Origin of the sequence: Streptomyces sp. NBC_01537 (assembly GCF_045040445.1) — a bacterium.
Taxonomy (GTDB): domain Bacteria; phylum Actinomycetota; class Actinomycetes; order Streptomycetales; family Streptomycetaceae; genus Actinacidiphila.
Genome location: NZ_CP109392.1, coordinates 7,137,208 through 7,153,935 on the forward strand (window position 1 = coordinate 7,137,208; position 16,728 = coordinate 7,153,935).

The 16,728-nt window shown below is 65.2% G+C and carries 14 protein-coding genes and 2 other RNA genes; 10 read left to right on the forward strand and 6 right to left on the reverse strand.

The features are described from left to right. Positions 1–6: 6 nt before the first annotated feature. Entirely contained in the window at positions 7–774 is a 768-nt protein-coding gene (gene yaaA, locus OG607_RS32900; protein WP_405731150.1) for a peroxide stress protein YaaA, read from the reverse strand. Positions 775–1,010: 236 nt separating this feature from the next. Between yaaA and OG607_RS32905 the strand changes: the two genes are divergently transcribed. The 6 genes from OG607_RS32905 (at position 1,011) to OG607_RS32930 (ending at position 7,303) form a co-directional block, all read left to right on the forward strand. Continuing rightward, positions 1,011–2,462, forward strand: coding sequence for an RNB domain-containing ribonuclease (locus OG607_RS32905; protein WP_405731152.1), 1,452 nt, complete (start codon positions 1,011–1,013; stop codon positions 2,460–2,462). 96 nt (positions 2,463–2,558) lie between these two features. Continuing rightward, positions 2,559–3,137, forward strand: a complete 579-nt coding sequence (locus tag OG607_RS32910; protein WP_405731154.1) for a Uma2 family endonuclease — start codon at positions 2,559–2,561, stop codon at positions 3,135–3,137. Between the two features lie 36 nt (positions 3,138–3,173). Further along, positions 3,174–3,506, forward strand: an RNA gene (gene rnpB, locus OG607_RS32915) — RNase P RNA component class A. A gap of 394 nt (positions 3,507–3,900) precedes the next feature. Then, positions 3,901–4,304: RNase P RNA component class A (gene rnpB / locus OG607_RS32920), an RNA gene on the forward strand. Positions 4,305–4,541: 237 nt separating this feature from the next. Next, entirely contained in the window at positions 4,542–5,855 is a 1,314-nt protein-coding gene (locus tag OG607_RS32925; protein WP_405731156.1) for a DUF4365 domain-containing protein, read from the forward strand. Further along, a complete protein-coding gene (locus tag OG607_RS32930) occupies positions 5,852–7,303 on the forward strand; it encodes an argonaute/piwi family protein (RefSeq protein ID WP_405731158.1) in 1,452 nt (483 codons plus the stop codon). Before OG607_RS32925 ends, OG607_RS32930 begins: the two co-directional genes overlap by 4 nt. Positions 7,304–7,579: 276 nt before the next feature. On the opposite strand, the gene OG607_RS32935 is transcribed toward OG607_RS32930, so the two are convergent. Continuing rightward, on the reverse strand, positions 7,580–8,302 hold the full coding sequence (locus tag OG607_RS32935) for a hypothetical protein (protein ID WP_405731160.1): 723 nt from the start codon (positions 8,300–8,302) through the stop codon (positions 7,580–7,582). A 124-nt stretch (positions 8,303–8,426) separates the two neighbouring features. Here OG607_RS32935 and OG607_RS32940 point away from each other — a divergent pair, with 124 nt between their 5' ends. After that, complete coding sequence (locus tag OG607_RS32940) at positions 8,427–8,558, forward strand: hypothetical protein (protein WP_405731162.1); 132 nt, start codon at positions 8,427–8,429, stop codon at positions 8,556–8,558. Positions 8,559–8,716: 158 nt separating this feature from the next. Here OG607_RS32940 and OG607_RS32945 read toward each other — a convergent pair whose 3' ends face one another. The 3 genes from OG607_RS32945 to OG607_RS32955 are packed head-to-tail and all read right to left on the reverse strand — an operon-like array spanning position 8,717 to position 13,264. Continuing rightward, positions 8,717–10,762 carry an Hsp70 family protein gene (locus OG607_RS32945; protein WP_405731164.1) on the reverse strand — a complete coding sequence of 682 codons (2,046 nt, stop codon included), beginning with the start codon at positions 10,760–10,762 and terminating at the stop codon, positions 8,717–8,719. Beyond that, entirely contained in the window at positions 10,759–11,511 is a 753-nt protein-coding gene (locus OG607_RS32950; protein WP_405731166.1) for a hypothetical protein, read from the reverse strand. Before OG607_RS32950 ends, OG607_RS32945 begins: the two co-directional genes overlap by 4 nt. A 13-nt stretch (positions 11,512–11,524) precedes the next feature. Beyond that, positions 11,525–13,264, reverse strand: coding sequence for a hypothetical protein (locus OG607_RS32955; RefSeq protein ID WP_405731167.1), 1,740 nt, complete (start codon positions 13,262–13,264; stop codon positions 11,525–11,527). Between the two features lie 200 nt (positions 13,265–13,464). On the opposite strand from OG607_RS32955, the gene OG607_RS32960 reads away from it, so the two are divergent. The 3 genes from OG607_RS32960 (at position 13,465) to OG607_RS32970 (ending at position 16,429) form a co-directional block, all read left to right on the forward strand. Next, positions 13,465–13,779, forward strand: coding sequence for a helix-turn-helix domain-containing protein (locus tag OG607_RS32960; RefSeq protein WP_405731169.1), 315 nt, complete (start codon positions 13,465–13,467; stop codon positions 13,777–13,779). Positions 13,780–13,814: 35 nt separating this feature from the next. Next, complete coding sequence (locus tag OG607_RS32965) at positions 13,815–14,105, forward strand: transposase (protein WP_405731171.1); 291 nt, start codon at positions 13,815–13,817, stop codon at positions 14,103–14,105. Between the two features lie 200 nt (positions 14,106–14,305). Continuing rightward, the gene (locus OG607_RS32970; protein WP_405731173.1) at positions 14,306–16,429 is read left to right on the forward strand and encodes a hypothetical protein; all 2,124 of its coding nucleotides are present in this window, start codon (positions 14,306–14,308) and stop codon (positions 16,427–16,429) included. Here the strand turns inward: OG607_RS32970 and OG607_RS32975 are convergent. Further along, the gene (locus OG607_RS32975) at positions 16,414–16,695 is read right to left on the reverse strand and encodes a transposase (RefSeq protein WP_405731175.1); all 282 of its coding nucleotides are present in this window, start codon (positions 16,693–16,695) and stop codon (positions 16,414–16,416) included. The two genes, OG607_RS32970 and OG607_RS32975, sit on opposite strands and share 16 nt — an antisense overlap. Positions 16,696–16,728: the final 33 nt, after the last annotated feature.

Genomic DNA, 16,728 nt, shown 5'->3' on the forward strand with positions numbered 1-16,728 from the left:
GCTGAGTCAGTGGACGTCGGCCACGAGGACGTCCAGCCTGCCCGCGCCCGCTTCCTCGACGACAAAGCCGAGGTCGCGCAGCGCGGCCGCCAGCTCGGCGGGATCCTTCGGTCGCGCGCCGGCCTCCAGCAGGGCCCGCACGAGCCGTCCCTTCGTCGCCTTGTTGAAGTGGCTGACGACCTTCCGGGTCTGAGCCTGAAGCACCCGCACCGTCGCGGTCCGGCGGGCGACCGCGCCCGCCGGCTTCCAGGCCGCCCCGTAAGCCGCCGACCGCAGGTCGAGCACCAGCCCGTCGGCGGCCGCCTCCGGCATGACCTCGGCCATGAAGGGCCGCCAGTACGCGCCCAGTCCGCCCAGGGCGGGAAGCCTGACGCCCATGGAGCAGCGGTACGAAGGGATCACGTCGCCGATCCGGACGGCGCCCCACAGCCCGGAGAAGACGACGAGCGACTGCTCGGCCCGCCGTCGCGCGGCTGCGCCCAGGGTCGCGAGGCCGAGCGCGTCGTAGAGGACCCCCGTGTAGACCTCACCCGCCGGCCGGGTCGGGGCATCGCGCAGCCCCGCGTTCTTGGCGACCTCGCCCCGCAGGCCGGGGCTGAGCCCGAGGACAGCGGCGGCCTTGTCCTCGTCGCCGCCGTCGCAGAGGGCCACGAGTTCCTCCAGGACCGCGCTCCGGGCCGCGGTGAGCCCGGGCAGGGAGAGCGCGTCGAGCTTCACGGCCGGACCGGTGCCCCCGGTGGCCTTGCCCTCGGACGGCGGAAGCAGGACGAGCACAGCGGATTCCCCTCACACAGCCTGGCGCAATCGGTGACGATGCAGCATAGAGGCCTCGCGGATGGGTGGGGCGGCGTCGCGGGGCGATGGGCGGCGCCTGGCGGCGTTGTCGTCGGTCCACGACGCTCCGCGTCGCCTCCCTCCTCCGCCTTGCCAGACTTGCCCCTCACCCCGCTCCTTCACCCGCCCCACCCATCCGCGAGGCCTCTAACGGCGCCCCGGCTTACGCTCGCCTCATGCCCCGTCGCCACATGAGCGTGAAGGCCGCCGACGGAACCGAGCTGCGCGCCGCGCTGCGCACCCTCCGTACGGGCCTCGGCATTCCGGAGACCTTCCCGCCCGCCGTGCTCGCCGAGGCGGAGGCCGCCGCGGCGGACCCACGGATGCCGGAGGCGGACGCGACGGACATCCCGCTGTTCACGATCGACCCGCCCGGCTCGAAGGACCTGGACCAGGCAATGCACCTGGCGCGCCGCGACACCGCCGGGCGCACCGGCTACCGCGTGCACTACGCCATCGCCGATGTCGCCGCCTTCGTCACCCCCGGCGGGGCGATCGACACCGAGGCCCACCGCCGCGTCACGACCCTCTACTTCCCCGACACCCGCGTCCCCCTCCACCCGCCCGTCCTCAGCGAGGGAGCCGCCAGCCTCCTCCCCGGCCAGGAGCGGCCGGCCGTGCTCTGGCGGATCGACCTGGACGCGGCCGGGGCGGTGACCGACGCGGACGTACGCCGGGCCCGTGTCCGCAGCCGCGCCCGCTACGACTACGCGGGTGTCCAGCACGCCATCGACAGCGGCACGGCGGAGGAGCCGGTGGCCCTTCTCCGTACGATCGGCCTCCTGCGCGAGCAGCAGGAGCGGCAGCGCGGCGGCATCTCCCTCAACGCCCCCGAACAGGAGGTCGTCGAGCGCCCCGACGGCGGCTACGTTCTCGAATACCGCGCCCCGCTCGCCGCCGACGCCTGGAACGCCCAGATCTCCCTCCTCACCGGCATGACCGCCGCCGACCTCATGCTCAGCTCCGGCACCGGCATCCTGCGCACCCTCCCGCTCGCCCCGCAGGGCGCGGTGGCCCGCCTCCGGCGCGTGGCCGAGGCCCTGCGCATCGACTGGCCGCACCACACCTCGTACGCCGACCTGCTGCGCACCCTCGACCCCCGTCTCCCCGCGCACGCCGCCTTCCTCCAGGAGGCCACCGCCCTCTTCCGGGGCGCCGACTACACCCCCTTCCACCCCGGCCACCCCCCGTCGCAGGCCCTCCACGCCGCCGTCGCCGCCCCGTACGCCCACTGCACCGCCCCGCTGCGCCGCCTCGTCGACCGCTACGCCTCCGAGCTCTGCCTCGCAGCCGCCGCCGGCCAGCCCCCGCCCGACTGGGCCGCCGCCGCCCTCGACGGACTCCCCGCCACCATGCGCACCGGCACCCACCACGCCAACGACGCCGAGCGGGCCTGCCTCGACCTCGTCGAGGCCCTCCTCCTCCGCGACCGCCTCGGCGGCACCTTCGACGCCTTCGTCATCGACCTCCACGACTCAGACCCCGCGTCCGGCACCGTCCACCTCACCGACCCCGCCGTGGTCGCCCCGGTGCGTGGCGCGAGGCCCCTGCCGCTGGGCGAGCGGCTGCGGGTGCGGCTGGTGGAGGCGGACGTGGGGCGGCATGCGGTGCTTTTCGCTCCCGCGTAGCGGCGGTGTGCCACGATCGGGTGAGAGGCTTCTTTACCGACCGGTAGTGCAGCCCTTGATCCGTACGCTCGCGGCTGGACCAGGAAGGGGCGTGAGATGACCGCCATGGCACACGAGCCGCTTTCGCAGGAGGAACTGCTCCTGGAGGGCTTCTTGGCGCTGGGGACCCCGGAGGGGTTCCGGGCCGAGCTGATCGAGGGGGAGATCGTCGTGAGTCCGCCGCCGTCGCCACGGCATGAGAAGAACATCAGTCGCTTCGTCCGGCAGGTGCTGCGCAAGTCGGTGACTGAGATGGACTTTTCCGGCAACTGTGGCCTGGAGGTTCCGCGCGGCGATCTGTGCCCGAAGAATCATCTGATCCCGGACGTCACCTTCGCGCCCCTTGAGCTCGATCTCTTCGACGACGACAACACGTGGATGCACTGTGGCGGCATTGCCATGGTCGTCGAGGTCACGTCGGGCAAACCCGAGCGGGATCGCGTGGCCAAGCGGCACGGATACGCCATGGGCGGTGTTCCGCTGTACCTGCTCATCGACCGCGAGAACGAGACCGTGGTCCTGTTCAGCGAACCCGAGGGCAACGACTACCAGCGGACCGACAGGCGGCCGTTCGGCAAGCCGGTCGATCTTCCTGCCCCCTTCTCCTTCGCGCTGGAGACGGACGACTTCGTCTGACCGGTACCATGGTCGACACGGCAGACGAGCCGAGCGGGCGGCCGCGGCGGGACTTCGGTCCCGGCGAGGAACGTCCGGGCTCCACAGGGCAGGGTGGTGGGTAACGCCCACCCGGGGTGACCCGCGGGACAGTGCCACAGAAAACAGACCGCCGGGGGCCGAGAGGCGCCCGGTAAGGGTGAAACGGTGGTGTAAGAGACCACCAGTGCCCAGGGTGACCTGGGCAGCTAGGTAAACCCCACCCGGAGCAAGGTCAAAAGGAGCCGCCCCAGGGCGGCTCTGCGCGGACGTTCGAGGGCTGCCCGCCCGAGTCCGCGGGTAGACCGCAGGAGGCCGGCGGCAACGCCGGTCCTAGATGGATGGCCGTCTCCCGGCCGGCCGCGAGGCCGACCGGCGACAGAACCCGGCGTAACCACCAATAGTGTCCTTTGTGTGGAATTGACGCAGGTCAGACCGTGTCTCTGGGTGTGGACATTCTCGTCCGGGGCGAATCGGGGTCGAATTTGACCACAAAAAATCAGACCTCGTGCCCGGTGGCGTCACCGCCCAGTAGCGGGGCTGTGACCTGCATAAACTCCCGTGATGAGGCATGCGGGTGACGATACTTTTCGTATAGTCCGGACCGGCCCCCCAGCGCGGGCGGCAGCCTGGGCAGGTGCCGAAGACCGGCGGCGCAGTGGGTGGGCGTCAGCCCGGCCGAACGATGACACGGCGGCGAGATCAAGATCTCTGCAGGGTCGGCTACCATGGTCAGCACGGCAGACGAGCCGAGCGGGCGGCCGCGTTAGGACCCAGGTCCTGCCGAGGAACGTCCGGACTCCACAGGGCAGGGTGGTGGCTAACGGCCACCCGGGGTGACCCGCGGGACAGTGCCACAGAAAGTAAACCGCCGGGGGCCGCGAGGCCTCCGGTAAGGGTGAAACGGTGGTGTAAGAGACCACCAGTGCCCAGGGTGACCTGGGCAGCTAGGTAAACCCCACCCGGAGCAAGGTCAAGAAGGGGCCACCGTCAGGCGGCCCTGCGCGGACATTTGAGGGCTGCCCGCCCGAGTCCGCGGGTAGACCGCAGGAGGCCGGTGGCAACGCCGGTCCTAGATGGATGGCCGTCAGCCGGCCGGCCGCGAGGCCGACCGGGCCACAGAATCCGGCGTACGACTCGACTCGTCTGCCCCCTCTTCTCTGTCACCAGGTCGCCGCATACGGCTGGCCCCAGCTCACTGAGCTGTCCGGCGTCTGGCCGCTCAGCCGGAGTTGTCGGTGGGCCCTCCTATGCTGGGTTGACTCGCACCACAGCTGACAGCGAAGGATCACTGCATGGCGGGGCACAAAGGCGCACGGCGTCGGCCTACCAGGTACAACCGGGCTGCGGCGCACACGCCTGTGCCGTTGTCGGAGCAGTGATCGGATGCCGAAGCGCAGCGTTCAGCAGCGGGCTGGCTACCGGGGCGAGGCATTCGTTGACAAGGCCGTCTCCGATGTCGGCCACGTGTGGAACGACACCCGTCGCGACTTCGCGATCGACGGACAGATCGAGTTCGTGGACACGGACAGGGAAGTCACCGGGGTCGCCGTCGTAGCCCAGGTGAAGGCCACAGAGGTCGGATTCGCAGGCGAGACGGCGACCGAATTCAAGTTCACCTGTAAGGCCGACCACATCGCCTACTGGCTTCGCCTCAGCCGACCGGTCGTGCTGATCTGCGTGGACCTCCGTAGCCAGCAGGCGTGGTGGAAGCGTGTCGACACATGGTTCGCCGACCCCGAACGCAAGGCACGGCGTGTCGTCCAGTTCAACAAGACCGCAGACCGCTTCGACCCCGACGCCTTCAGCCAGTTGTCGGCCCTGGGCGTGCCGGTCGGGGAGCCGCTGCCGCGGCTTGAGGGAAGCGAGCGGCTGGTCTCGAACCTGCTCCCTGTCGAGGAGTTCGCCCCGCTTATCTACGAGGCGTCGACGCCGTGCCGCGACCGGGGCGATGCCTGGGAGCGGATGCGCTCGAACGGCAACAAATTCGAGAGCGGCTTCCTCTTGGCCGCCGGGCGGATCTTCTCACTGCGCCGACTGGACGAGGGCCCGCTGGCCGTGCTGTGCAACGGGCCGGTGACCTCCGTCCCGACCGAGACCTGGGCGACCACCGAGGACCCCGACCTCCAGCGGCGCTTTGTGTCCCTGTTGAACTTCACTCTGCGTTCCGCGCATCATCCCAAGCTGGTCTGGCATCCCAAGAAGAAGGTCGTCTACATGCAGGCCCCGCCGGACCGCTCCAACCGCAGAATCAAGGGCCGCTATCGAGGCAGCCGCGGGCGCAGCTTCTTCACCCCGTACTTCGGCAAGGACGACGAAACCAAGATCAGCTTTTGTCGTCACTACGCCGCCAGCCTGTACTTCCGCCGCTGGGCCGAGCAGTGGTTCCTGGAGATCAACCCCACTTACCACTTCACCATCGACGGCCGACGCGACTCGCTGTACGACGCCGAGTACGTCAAGAAGATCAAGCGCATCGAGCGCAACAACGCCGTCTACCAGCTCGTGCGCGCCTGGGCCGACTATCTGCAAGGCGAGGACACCCTGTTCAACAGCCGGGATGAGCGCATCCGGTTCGGCCAGCTCCTGGAGCTGGACTGCGATGCCGCGATCGACGAGACGGTCTGGATTCCGCAAGAGCCCGCCCCGAAGCCGAGCGTGAACGGGCTGACCGAGGGGCTGTGGGAGCTGCCGCGATGAGAGCGCACGTGCTGCACGAGCCGGAGCTGGAGTTCCGCGCCGGAAACCGGCACATCGACCCCCGCTATGGCATCAGCGTGTACGGCCCTGCCGACGCCGACTCCCCGACCGCGCCACACCAGATCCCGATCGCCCTGGTCGGCCCAGCCCAGGCAGTCGATGGCATCCGGCGCTGGCTGCAGCGCTGCCAGGATCGGATCGACGCCAAAGACACGAAACCCGGGCAGGAGAACCTGCACCAGCCGTTTCCCGGTTTCAGAGCTGACTCCCCCTTCGGCGCCGAACTCGTCTTCGACGACGCCCTTGTCCGCGAGATCCCCGAACGCCAACTGCGCCGCCTGACCCGCGCCGACATCGCATCCGCCACTGCCGAGGCGGTCGAAATCTACTCCGACGCCGCCCGGTCGCTGGCCGAGACCGGACGCTGCCGGGTCGTGATCTGCGCCCGCCCCGACGAGCTCAACGACCGTGAAGACCGCCCGCCGTCGACTGAGGGCGCGGCCGAACACGGGGAGGAGCAGGACGAGCGTCAGGCCGGAGGTGATTTTCACGACCTGCTCAAAGCCACCGCACTCACGCTGCCTGCGCCGCTGCAGTTGATGCGCAAGGAGACCTGGACCGGGATCCCGGCCAGGACCGGCGGGCAGGCCGCCCGGCCCCTGCAGGACGAGGCCACCAGGGCCTGGAACCTGCACACCGCCCTGTACTACAAGGCCGGCGGGACACCCTGGCGCATGCAGCGCCACAGCTCCGACCTGGCCACCTGCTACGTCGGCGTCAGCTTTTACCGCACCGCGAACGGACAGGAACTGCACACCGCCGTCGCCCAGGTGTTCAACGAGCGCGGCGACGGCGTCGTCGTACGTGGCGGCACCGCGCAGATCTCCAAGAACGACCTCCAGCCCCACCTGGAGCTCCCCGACGCCCGCCGGCTACTGCTGGACGCGCTGGCCGAGTACCGCAGCGCTCACGGCCACCAGCCCGCGCGCATCGTCGTGCACAAGACCTCGAACTTCACCCCCGGCGAGATCGGCGGCTTCCACGAAGCCGCCGACAACCGCGACATCGACCATGTCGACATGCTGTGGATTCAGCGGCGCGGCGCCCCACACCTCTACCGCACCGAGCAACTCCCACCGCTGCGCGGCACCACGGTCAAGCTGGACGCGCGCTCGCTGCTGCTGTACACCCGCGGCTCGGTGCCGTACTTCCGTACCTATCCCGGTATGTACGTCCCCCAGCCGCTGCTGATCCGGCCCGCATCGCAGGGCACCGATCTGCTGGTCGCCGGCACCGACATACTCGCCCTGTCCAAGATGAACTGGAACAACGCCCAGCTCGACGAACGCGACCCGCTCACCCTGCGCACCGCCTACCGGGTCGGTTCCATTCTCAAGCACGTGCCGACCGACGCCCGAATCGCCACTCGCTACGCCTACTACATGTAGAGCGGCAGAACGGCACCACCCAACCGCCGATGATCCATCAAACGCCTCGGCAGCACTGGCGCCTCGGCACTTCCGATGTATTTGTGGGTGGGTGAATGATCCGGTGTTGATCCGCTGCGCTGGTACCTGGTAGCCGAGTATCAGTGCGACCCATCGGGCCTTCACAGGGGGCTACAAGATGCGTACGCGGAAGTCGCCACAGATCCGCTGCACTGCCGCGTGGGCCATTCATCACTTGCACTCATTCGTCAGCACCGGGAGGTCAAGTAAGCGGCCCTATGCGCCGTCTGCGGCTCGGCGTCGAAGATCGTCGACGTAGTCCGGACGGAGCACTCGGCTGCATCGCGGACGCTTTCCTGCGTTGATGTCCTCCACATACTTGGCCAATCGCTCGGGGTTCTTCCCCGACCACCCATTTGCGAGCGCCCACCCCTGCATGGCCTCACCGTCCATCCGTAGGCCGGCATCGTGCAACGCAAGGAGGCTGCTCACGACCAGGTCCTTCTCGAAACCCGCCGAGATGGTGTTGTTGTGATTGACCGTCAACGTGAGGCTCTTCAATGCCTCGACGACGACAGAGTCGAGCACAGGCGTCAACTCTTCCCACGCCGAGCCGTCGCCCAGGATCGAAGGCCTCACGGCTGTCACCCATGGCCTCATCTCATCTTCGTTGTACGTGATGATGCAAAGCCCCCGGATGCCATGGCCGCCGTACTGCACCAGCTTCCCGATGTCTGCCATGTCCGGCCAGGCCATAATCACAGGACCGCTCCCACGGATGAACCCACCACCTCTGCCGGTGATGTGCTCAACGTTGGAGCGCCGGTTTACGAGCTGTTCCAACTCCGAACAGTTGCGCAGGTTGGACTGGAGGCTGGTCCACACGGTGAGCGTGTCACCGTCCTCCATGTGCTCACGGCACCAGTCGATGGCCGCGCCCACCCCCTCGGCGTCATAGCTGGCGACAGCGCATGGGTAGTTCACGTCGCGATTGAACATTCCTGCTCCCTGCTCTCGGGGTGGACAGGGACAACGCTATGCGCAGGCACCGACATAGCCCCAGAACATGATCGGGCGGCTCGTCGGATGGGGCCGTTCTTTGCGGTCCCTGGGCCGCATCCTGGTGGCAGACCGAATACGCACGCAGCGCGAATCGCTCGCCAGCCCGCAGCACCTCTACGACCACCTCAACATCGCCGCGGCCCGGCGTCTCCTCGCCGCCGGTCTGATGCCGTGGAAATCCTGGACGACGTGACGGTCGGCTCCGCGTTGGAGCAGTGCGGCCCAACCCCTTCGCCCCGGTCCTGTCAAAGAGCGACTCCGCGCAAGCTCGGGCTCTCGTACCCATTGAGCGACCCAGAAGCTGGCCGCACGGGTGATGAAGCTTGGAGGGGATCGGGTTGCCCCGACCGATCAGGGAAACAGCCATTCCTTTTCCACACGCGCGAGCTGGATGAAGCGACCTTTCTCGGCGAGCCATGGATACGGCGTGCGGAGCCGCATTAGGTTCTCCATCGATACGACGGGGGCACTGAGCTGACCCGCGACGTTGAGGACCGCCTGTGCCGACATGGACGGCACAGCGATCACGTGACCTGTTGCGATAGCTCGGTCGAGTATGTCCCGCTCGTGGTGCTCGACCATGTCAGCAACGTCCGTGCCGATGACCGTGACCAGCCGACGGTCTGGGAATCGTTTCCTGATTACAGCGAGTGCGGAGCCGAGTAGCGCATAGCTCGGAGGGCGCGGCGAGGCTGCACTCCGGCCCGCCGTCATGATGCCTCTACCGTCGATGACGAGGGAGGGTATGGCAGGGGGCCCCGCCTCATGGCCTCCGGCCGTGATGTCGCTGGCCGTACCTGTGACCGCTGGTCCAGGAGAGTAGGCCGGCTCCGTTACGCGTCGCAGCAAGCGCTCCAGCTCGCGGTCGAGTCCTCGTTCGATCGGCGTTCCGTCAGGACCGAAGCAGTCGAGTTCCTCGTTGAGGATTTCGCGCCCGCCATGCCGTAGAACGACCCGGACTTTCAGGATGCCGTTGCGGTCGTAGCGGTAGTCGACGTCGAAGAGGTTGGCGGTGGGATCGGCGTCCGGTTGCGGCACTGGCAGTTCGAGGCGTGCCAGGGGAAAGGTTCGTTCGTCGTCCGCAGCCCTTGCGCTGTCGCCCTCGACGATTTCAAGGACAACCTTGGAGGCGCCACGGACGGTCGGCATGGCGCTGCGGCTGCCTCGCGAAGGAAGGGTCGAATATCGGGGGATCAGAGTGGCGAAGCCGCGGCGACCGCCAGCTTGGAAAGCCAGGCCCAGATCATGGCTGGCAGCGACCGAGATCGTGGTTCCGGGCACGAGCCCGTCGATCTCGGCGGCCGTGATGGCAGCACCACGGGCGACGGCTGTCATTGGGTTGCATAGCCGAGCGTCCACGACCTTGCGGTCAAGTGCCTGCTCGACCTCCCGACGTACCAGGGGAATCTGGGACGTGCCACCGATCATCAGTACGGCATCGAGCGCCTCAGGGGACAGCCCGACATCTTGGAGACATTCCTCCAAGGGGATCAGTGCCTGCCGGACGAGAGGTTCCACGGCTGCTTCGAACTCTTCGCGGTGGATGATGACAGGTCTCAGCCCGCCAGGAGGTTCGAAGAGGACTTCGGAGGTGCCGGGATGGGACAACGCGATCTTGGTGAGTTCGACATGGCGACGCCAGCGGCGGGCTTCTGCGCGCGTGAGATGCTCGGGTCGCTGCCCAAGCTTCGGGAGGACCAACCGCACCAGGGCTTCGTCGAACTCAAGGCCGCCCAGCGCTGTGATGCCCCGGGAAGCGATCTCGTCGAAGATACCGTCGTAATGTTCGAGCACCGTGACGTCAATCGTGCCACCGCCCCAGTCGAAGACGAGGAAGCACCCCTCGCCTGGGTAGTCGTGTGCATAGTTGATGGCGGCTGCGGTCGGCTCGTTAATGAGGGCCTTGACCTTGATGCCGGCGAGGCGCGCGGCGGCGCGGGTCCGGTAGCGAGCCGCTCCGGTCGCGTTGGCAGGGACGGTGACGACCGCCTCGTCCATCTCGCGCAGGTTCCGACGGACGCCCGCCCGCATCTGGTCGAAGAGGGCGGCGGCGACCGTCGTGCTGCGGTAGGGCTCCTCACCCAACCAGACCTCATGTTCTTCGGGCAGCGTGCTCCGCACACGCTCTTCCTCGTCGTCTGTGGCGCGGGGCTTGGAGGCGAGCATGCGTTTTACGGCGTCCTGCGGCGCAGCGGTGCCGCACTTCGCAGACCACCCAAAACACAAGGTCTTCTGCAGGTCGCGCAGCGAGACGACGGAGGGGAAGAGCTCATCGAAGCCCGGCCGGTTCCACTCGGCAGGCAGCCCCTCACTGTCCACCCGGATCACCTCAGTCCCGTGGCCCGTCCACCGGGCGACGACCGAGTTGCTGGTACCGAAGTCGATGCCGAACGTCATGCGTTGTCCTTCACCTCGTCCGAGCGATCCATCGGAAGTTGTCGTACTTCGCCACGCTGCACGACACGGCCGCTCGACGTCTCAACGTATGCAGGTACAAGGAGCTCGAACGCGCTGCTGTCGCTGTGCTCTCCGGGATTCACGACGTCGAATGGCGCGAGGTTGTCCAGCGTCAAGACGCGCTCCAGACCGGACCGCTTCAGCTCCGCATCGATGCGCAAGCGCACGGCTGCGAGGTCTTGTGCGGCGGCAGCAGTGCGGTCGATGAGTGCGAGTTGCGAGAGTTGCTGCTCCCGTACGCGTGTCGCCTCCAGCACGGCAGTGCGGAGGGCATCGTCGACGGCCGCTTGGACTGCCTGGCGCACCAGAGTGCCTACCTTGTCGGCCGTGGACATGGCCTCGCGAATAGCGTCATCCAGTTCTTCCCTGAGCTTCAGGGAGAGTTCCTGGGAAGCCTTCAAACCCGCCTTGGACGCTGCCTTGTCCACCCGCAGTGCAAGCTTTTCGCTGATCCTCTCGAAGAACACCTCTGGGTCGGCCAGAGCGTCGCTTGGCATGTGGGTGCGTTCGCCGTCGTGACTGGCACCGTCGTCTCCATCCTCGGCACCCGTCCCAAGCAGACGGTTGTCCGTCCTCCTGTTGGGGAGGTCCGGGCCGCTGCCCGGCCGCGTCACGCGCGGCTTCGGCCGATCACGAAGCCCCTGAAAGAGGGGAATCGGAGTGCCCTGCTGCTTCTGCCCTTTGGCCATCAGCGGTTGTTCCTCATTGTTCTGGCGCTCGGTCGATGATTTCCCGGGCCGCCTCAGAGGCGGTCCACTGCTGGTCTTCTGGAGTGCTGGCGTCTGTGCGGCGTTCCAACGGGTGCGCTCGGGGCTGAAGCAACGGTGACTGGTCGCGAGGAACCCACAGGAAGCGCTTGTCGAGGGGCAGCTCATACAGCTCTTCGGCCTCGTTACCGAGTCGCCGGGCCGTCTCCAGCCGTCGGATACGGTCTTTGGCTGCGTTGATGTACTCCAGTTGCTCTGTGGGGACCTGGGTGCGCAGGTTCCGCCAGCCGTGCGGCCACTCGGTCGAGCCGTGTTCGACAGACAGGGCCAGATACGGATTGAGTACATCGTGCGGCTTGGATTTGTGGCGCAGAGCCTGTAACAACTGGCTGAGACGGTTCATCCGGCGGCGGCTCTCGCGATCCACCCCGGTGCGCCTCCCAGCGCCACGTTTGAGAATCTCTTCGAGCAGCCCGACACCCTGGTCGAGCCGGTCGCGGTCACCTGGGCGAGCGGTCAGAAAGTAGACATACGCGATGACGGCACGTGCTTCCCTGTCGGCGCGTCCGGCTGTTGCGCTGTCCTGTTCGTTGCGCAGCGCAGTGGCCTGCTGGATGACTCCGCGCAGCACGTCCGGGGCCGTGACAGGCTCCGCAGCCATCGCCCAGTGGGCCTCGTCAAGGAGCCGGTACATGCGTCGAGTCCCGGCCCAGTAATGGAATGCAGTCCGACCGGAGATCAGCCGGTCCTGCGGTACGCAGTCCTCCAGCACTCCGAACAATCCCCGGTCGTTGCCGAGTTGCCGCTCGACAGGCGTTCCGCGTCGGATGGCCTGGAGAGCCCGGACCAGTTGGGCGACTTCAAAGGGAAAGTCCTCGTCCGCAAAAGACTGGACGTGGTCGAGTGCGGTGATTTCCCCCTCCAACAGCGCCGCACGCAGACTCCATTGGTCGTGCCGACCGTTGATCAGGGCGATGGTCGTGTTGGAGGCCACGACACGTCTGCGCGCTTCGTCAGTCCATTCCAACGCCTCGACATCATGGTCATCAAGTTTGTCGGGGGCCAGTCGGGCGACCACGTAGCGCGTACGGGCGTCCCTGTCAGGCCAGTCGGCTGGGTGCACCTTCTCGCTGAGCGTGCCGTTGTCGATGAGGTCGTCGACGATGGGCAGAGGGAGTGCGTGTACGAGCCGCTGCCACGCCTCAGTGGAAAGCGCGGCAGGTGTCCCGGCCGCCTCCGTGGCCTCCAGGTGGAGTTGCCACGCATCAAGGTGCATCGGATCCATCGGAGGCCCGGGGAGCCGAGCCGTGAGGACGGCTTCAGCGCGCTCCCAGGCGTTCTCACTGAGCAGGGGGACCCCGGCTGCGGTGAGGTCGGCAACGTGGCCGAGTGCGATGAGTGGAGCAAGCCCGGAGACGTGTTCCCGCATGGTCTCAGCGATAACGGACAGAGGGTCGGTCCGCCTGTCGGCACTGGCCAAAGCCTTTGCAAACAGGTTTGGCTCACCGACTTGCTCGGCAACACGGTCCAGGATCGTGGCGATCCGCGCGGGCACTTCCACTGGCGCGGGCGTGGGCACAGGCGCGGCAACGGCCACCGGCAGGACAGCCCTTCGGCGCGCGCGAAGTCCCGGTATCTCACCGCTCTCCCGAGCGATACGGCGCCGTTCGCGCTGCTCTAGCTCGATGCGCCGAAGCGTCTCGAAATCGGGCTCACCAGCGAACTCCGCTGACATCGAGCGTGTTTCCCCCCTTAGCGGCGCAATGCAGTGCCGACAGACACTCACGGTCGCCATGCGGATCCTATGCCAGGTTGAGCTGCGTCAACAGAGGCATTTATCCACTGACTGAGCTTGGCTGATCATGTGGTCGGTGCTATGCCGTATTCATGGGGACGGGACATGGCACCGGGGACTTCCATCGGGCACGGGAGCAGATGCGCCTGACTGCGGGTCAGTTATTCGAACAGGGTGGCCGGACGGACGCAGAGATCGCACGACTGCTGGGGGTGAGCGCGCAGGCGGTACACAACTGGCATCACGCCTGGACCGCAGGCGGTTCGGACGCCCTACGGGGGCACGGGATTGCCGGCGCGCAGTGCGCCCTGGATGATGTCCAGCGCCGGGACCTGCGGGAACTCCTTCGCCGGGGAGCCAAGGACTACGGCTTCTCCACCGACGGCTGGACCTTGGCTCGGGTCCGCCGGGTCATCATCGAACGGTTCTCGGTGGTCTACGACTCGCTGTCCTGATCTGGGACAACCTGGCACGCCACCACAGCCGCTGGATGCAGCGTTCCATCGACGGCCGGGACTGGCTGACGGTCCACTACCTGCCCGCCTACGCCCCCGACCTCAACCCCGTCGAGCAGGTCTGGTCCCACCTCAAGCGCACCGCCCTGACCAACCTCGCCGCCCTCACCCTCGACGAACTGACCAAAGCCGTTCGAACAGCACTACGCCGCATCCAGCACCACCCCGCCCTGCTGACTGCATTCCTCACCCACACCGGACTCGAAATCCAGCAAGCACCAACCCGATCAGCAAACCTCAGACCCCTACGCTCTCATCATGGCTGAGTACGCATAAGCTGGCGCGCCGCCTGCGGACACTGCTCATCGGCTGCATCAACGTCCTGAGTTGACAGGCCGTACTAGGCATCGTTGACTGGAAGTAGGGCGTGCACTGTGGCGCGTTTCCCTTTCCCAGTCCAGCCTGGAGTAGGTGAGGGTCCGTGGTAGTTCCGTTTGCTCCAATAACCCCAACCCAAAGCGTATGGGTGACTGGCGATCAAACCATTGACTGGGCCGTGAAGCCAGAGGGCAAGTACGTCACTCGAAGTCCGGATGAGCGCCTCCACGTCGACGTCAGACTGTATTGGCACGCTGGTGGCGTATTTCAGTTGGCTGCACTGACCAGGGCGGCCTTGAAATACGCGGGACAAGATATAAAGGTGAAGTGTCGGGCACTTCCGAGACAAGACAGAATTACTGCTTACAAGAGTCAATACAATCACTCGTTTGCGAACCTTCACGAGTATGACTCTGGCGTCTCTCGTATTGATCAATTCTTGGGCTTCCGACGCCAAAGCAAGCAACCGAAGCCAGGAGATTTGACATTCACGCCGATCAATGATGATGACAATGCCAGTGTCATCGTCATTGATGATGCGAACCTCGGCTTCCGTGAAGACGAACGCCATTGGGGTGAGGTGCTCCAACTGGCAAGAGGCGATTCCTGCAAGTGGGTTGTACTGAAGATGAGTCACGACCTCAAGGACGGCCAAGACGGCACGCTTTGGCACAAGGTGCGGAGGCTCCTTGAGTCAAATGAAAGATGGCTGAAGGAAAAACTGATCGTCGTTACCTCTGTGGCGAGGATGCGCGATGCGGAGGCGGAGATTGGCAGGGGTCTGTCTTGGGACCAATCGGCGCAAGATGTTCTATATGAGGTCGGGAATCATGAAAAGCTACGGACGCTTAGGGCGTGCCCGCGTCTTTTTGTTTCCTTTGGGCCTAGTGGCGTGATGCTAATCCAGCATGATGAGCACCTGGGCGAAGATGCATTTAATTGGCAATTGGTCTATAATCGTGAACTCATGGAGCGAGAGTGGATCAATTCACATAACGACGGCATGATGTTCGGGTATGGAAGTGCGCTTTGTGCTGCTGTTGCCAGCGAGCTGACACAATACGGAAGCAATCCGGATCACGGGCGGGCAATAAAGCGGGGCCTTGTCGCAATGCAAAAAATCTACGAGACGGGATTCAATGTCCCCCATCCGAATGAAAAATCGCGACACTTCTCCTTCTTTGATACTACTTTCGAGAAGGTGGAAGAACATGAGCTGCATAGTCAATTGTGTGTAACGCCTCCGGAGCAGAGGAATTGGCCGCCGCGAATCAAAAAGGAGGACTATCCGCCGATACTGTCCGCGTCTGATTTTGACGGGCATAAGGTCGCTCGAAAGGGGAAGTCCGGGCTTCCAGACTACATACCTGTCGGATGCTTCGGCAAGCTAGTTACTGTCGACCATGAGGAAATCGAGTCTCTTCATGAGATATACAATCTAATCGACACTTACTGTAGGAATCCGCGCTTTGATGCCAAACCGCTTGCGATTGCAGTTTTCGGCGCCCCCGGAGCTGGCAAGGGTTATGCCATTAAGCAACTCGCTGAGCCTTGGATGAAGGGCGAGGATAGGGAGAATGGCCTTCTCACTCCTCTGGAGTTCAACCTCTCACAACTTAACTCAGCATCCGAGCTAATCGGAGCCCTTCATCAGGTACGTGATATCGCCCTCGACGGTCAAGTTCCCCTAGTGCTGTGGGATGAATTCGACTCTCCATTGCGAAAGCAGTCATTGGGCTGGCTGCGATACTTCCTCGCCCCCATACAGGATGGCAAGTTTCAACAGGAGGAGCAAACTCATCTGATCGGCCCCTCCATATTTGTATTCGCTGGAGGCACTAGTGAAACATTCGAAAGCTTCAAGAAATCAGCGAAAGAAACTCAGGGGGAGGGTGTTAAAGGCAATGACTTCCTAAGTCGCCTACGGGGCTACGTAGACATATATGGAATAAATGCCTCATCCGGATCTCGTGGTGGCCCTCAAGCATCTGTGTCCCTACGGCGGGCGCTCATCCTATATTCGCTATTCAAGAAAAAGGGCATAGCGGAAGATGGTGCTGGTTTTGATGTAGACCCTGGAGTTCTGCAGGCATTTTTGACGGTACCAAGCTATGAACACGGCGTGCGGTCGATGGATGCAATCATAGAGATGAGTAACCTGAGAAGCAAGGAAGCCTATACTCGATCTTCTCTACCAAGTCGCGAGCAACTAATGCTGCACGTTGACGGAGATAAATTCCTGGAGATAATGCGCAATCATCGCCACGACTGACTGAGGTTTGCTGATCGGGTTGGTGCTGGCTGGATTTCGAGTCCGGTGTGGGTGAGGAATGCAGTCAGCAGGGCGGGGTGGTGCTGGATGCGGCGTAGTGCTGTTCGAACGGCTTTGGTCAGTTCGTCGAGGGTGAGGGCGGCGAGGTTGGTCAGGGCGGTGCGCTTGAGGTGGGACCAGACCTGCTCGACGGGGTTGAGGTCGGGGGCGTAGGCGGGCAGGTAGTGGACCGTCAGCCAGTCCCGGCCGTCGATGGAACGCTGCATCCAGCGGCTGTGGTGGCGTGCCAGGTTGTCCCA

Coding starts and splice junctions, on each gene's coding strand:
- OG607_RS32905 (WP_405731152.1), top strand. CDS start 1,011: ATGCCCCGTCGCCACATGAGCGTGAAGGCCGCCGACGGAACCGAGCTG.
- OG607_RS32910 (WP_405731154.1), top strand. CDS start 2,559: ATGACCGCCATGGCACACGAGCCGCTTTCGCAGGAGGAACTGCTCCTG.
- OG607_RS32925 (WP_405731156.1), top strand. CDS start 4,542: ATGCCGAAGCGCAGCGTTCAGCAGCGGGCTGGCTACCGGGGCGAGGCA.
- OG607_RS32930 (WP_405731158.1), top strand. CDS start 5,852: ATGAGAGCGCACGTGCTGCACGAGCCGGAGCTGGAGTTCCGCGCCGGA.
- OG607_RS32935 (WP_405731160.1), bottom strand. CDS start 8,302: ATGTTCAATCGCGACGTGAACTACCCATGCGCTGTCGCCAGCTATGAC.
- OG607_RS32945 (WP_405731164.1), bottom strand. CDS start 10,762: ATGACGTTCGGCATCGACTTCGGTACCAGCAACTCGGTCGTCGCCCGG.
- OG607_RS32950 (WP_405731166.1), bottom strand. CDS start 11,511: ATGGCCAAAGGGCAGAAGCAGCAGGGCACTCCGATTCCCCTCTTTCAG.
- OG607_RS32955 (WP_405731167.1), bottom strand. CDS start 13,264: ATGTCAGCGGAGTTCGCTGGTGAGCCCGATTTCGAGACGCTTCGGCGC.
- OG607_RS32960 (WP_405731169.1), top strand. CDS start 13,465: ATGCGCCTGACTGCGGGTCAGTTATTCGAACAGGGTGGCCGGACGGAC.
- OG607_RS32965 (WP_405731171.1), top strand. CDS start 13,815: ATGCAGCGTTCCATCGACGGCCGGGACTGGCTGACGGTCCACTACCTG.
- OG607_RS32975 (WP_405731175.1), bottom strand. CDS start 16,695: ATGCAGCGTTCCATCGACGGCCGGGACTGGCTGACGGTCCACTACCTG.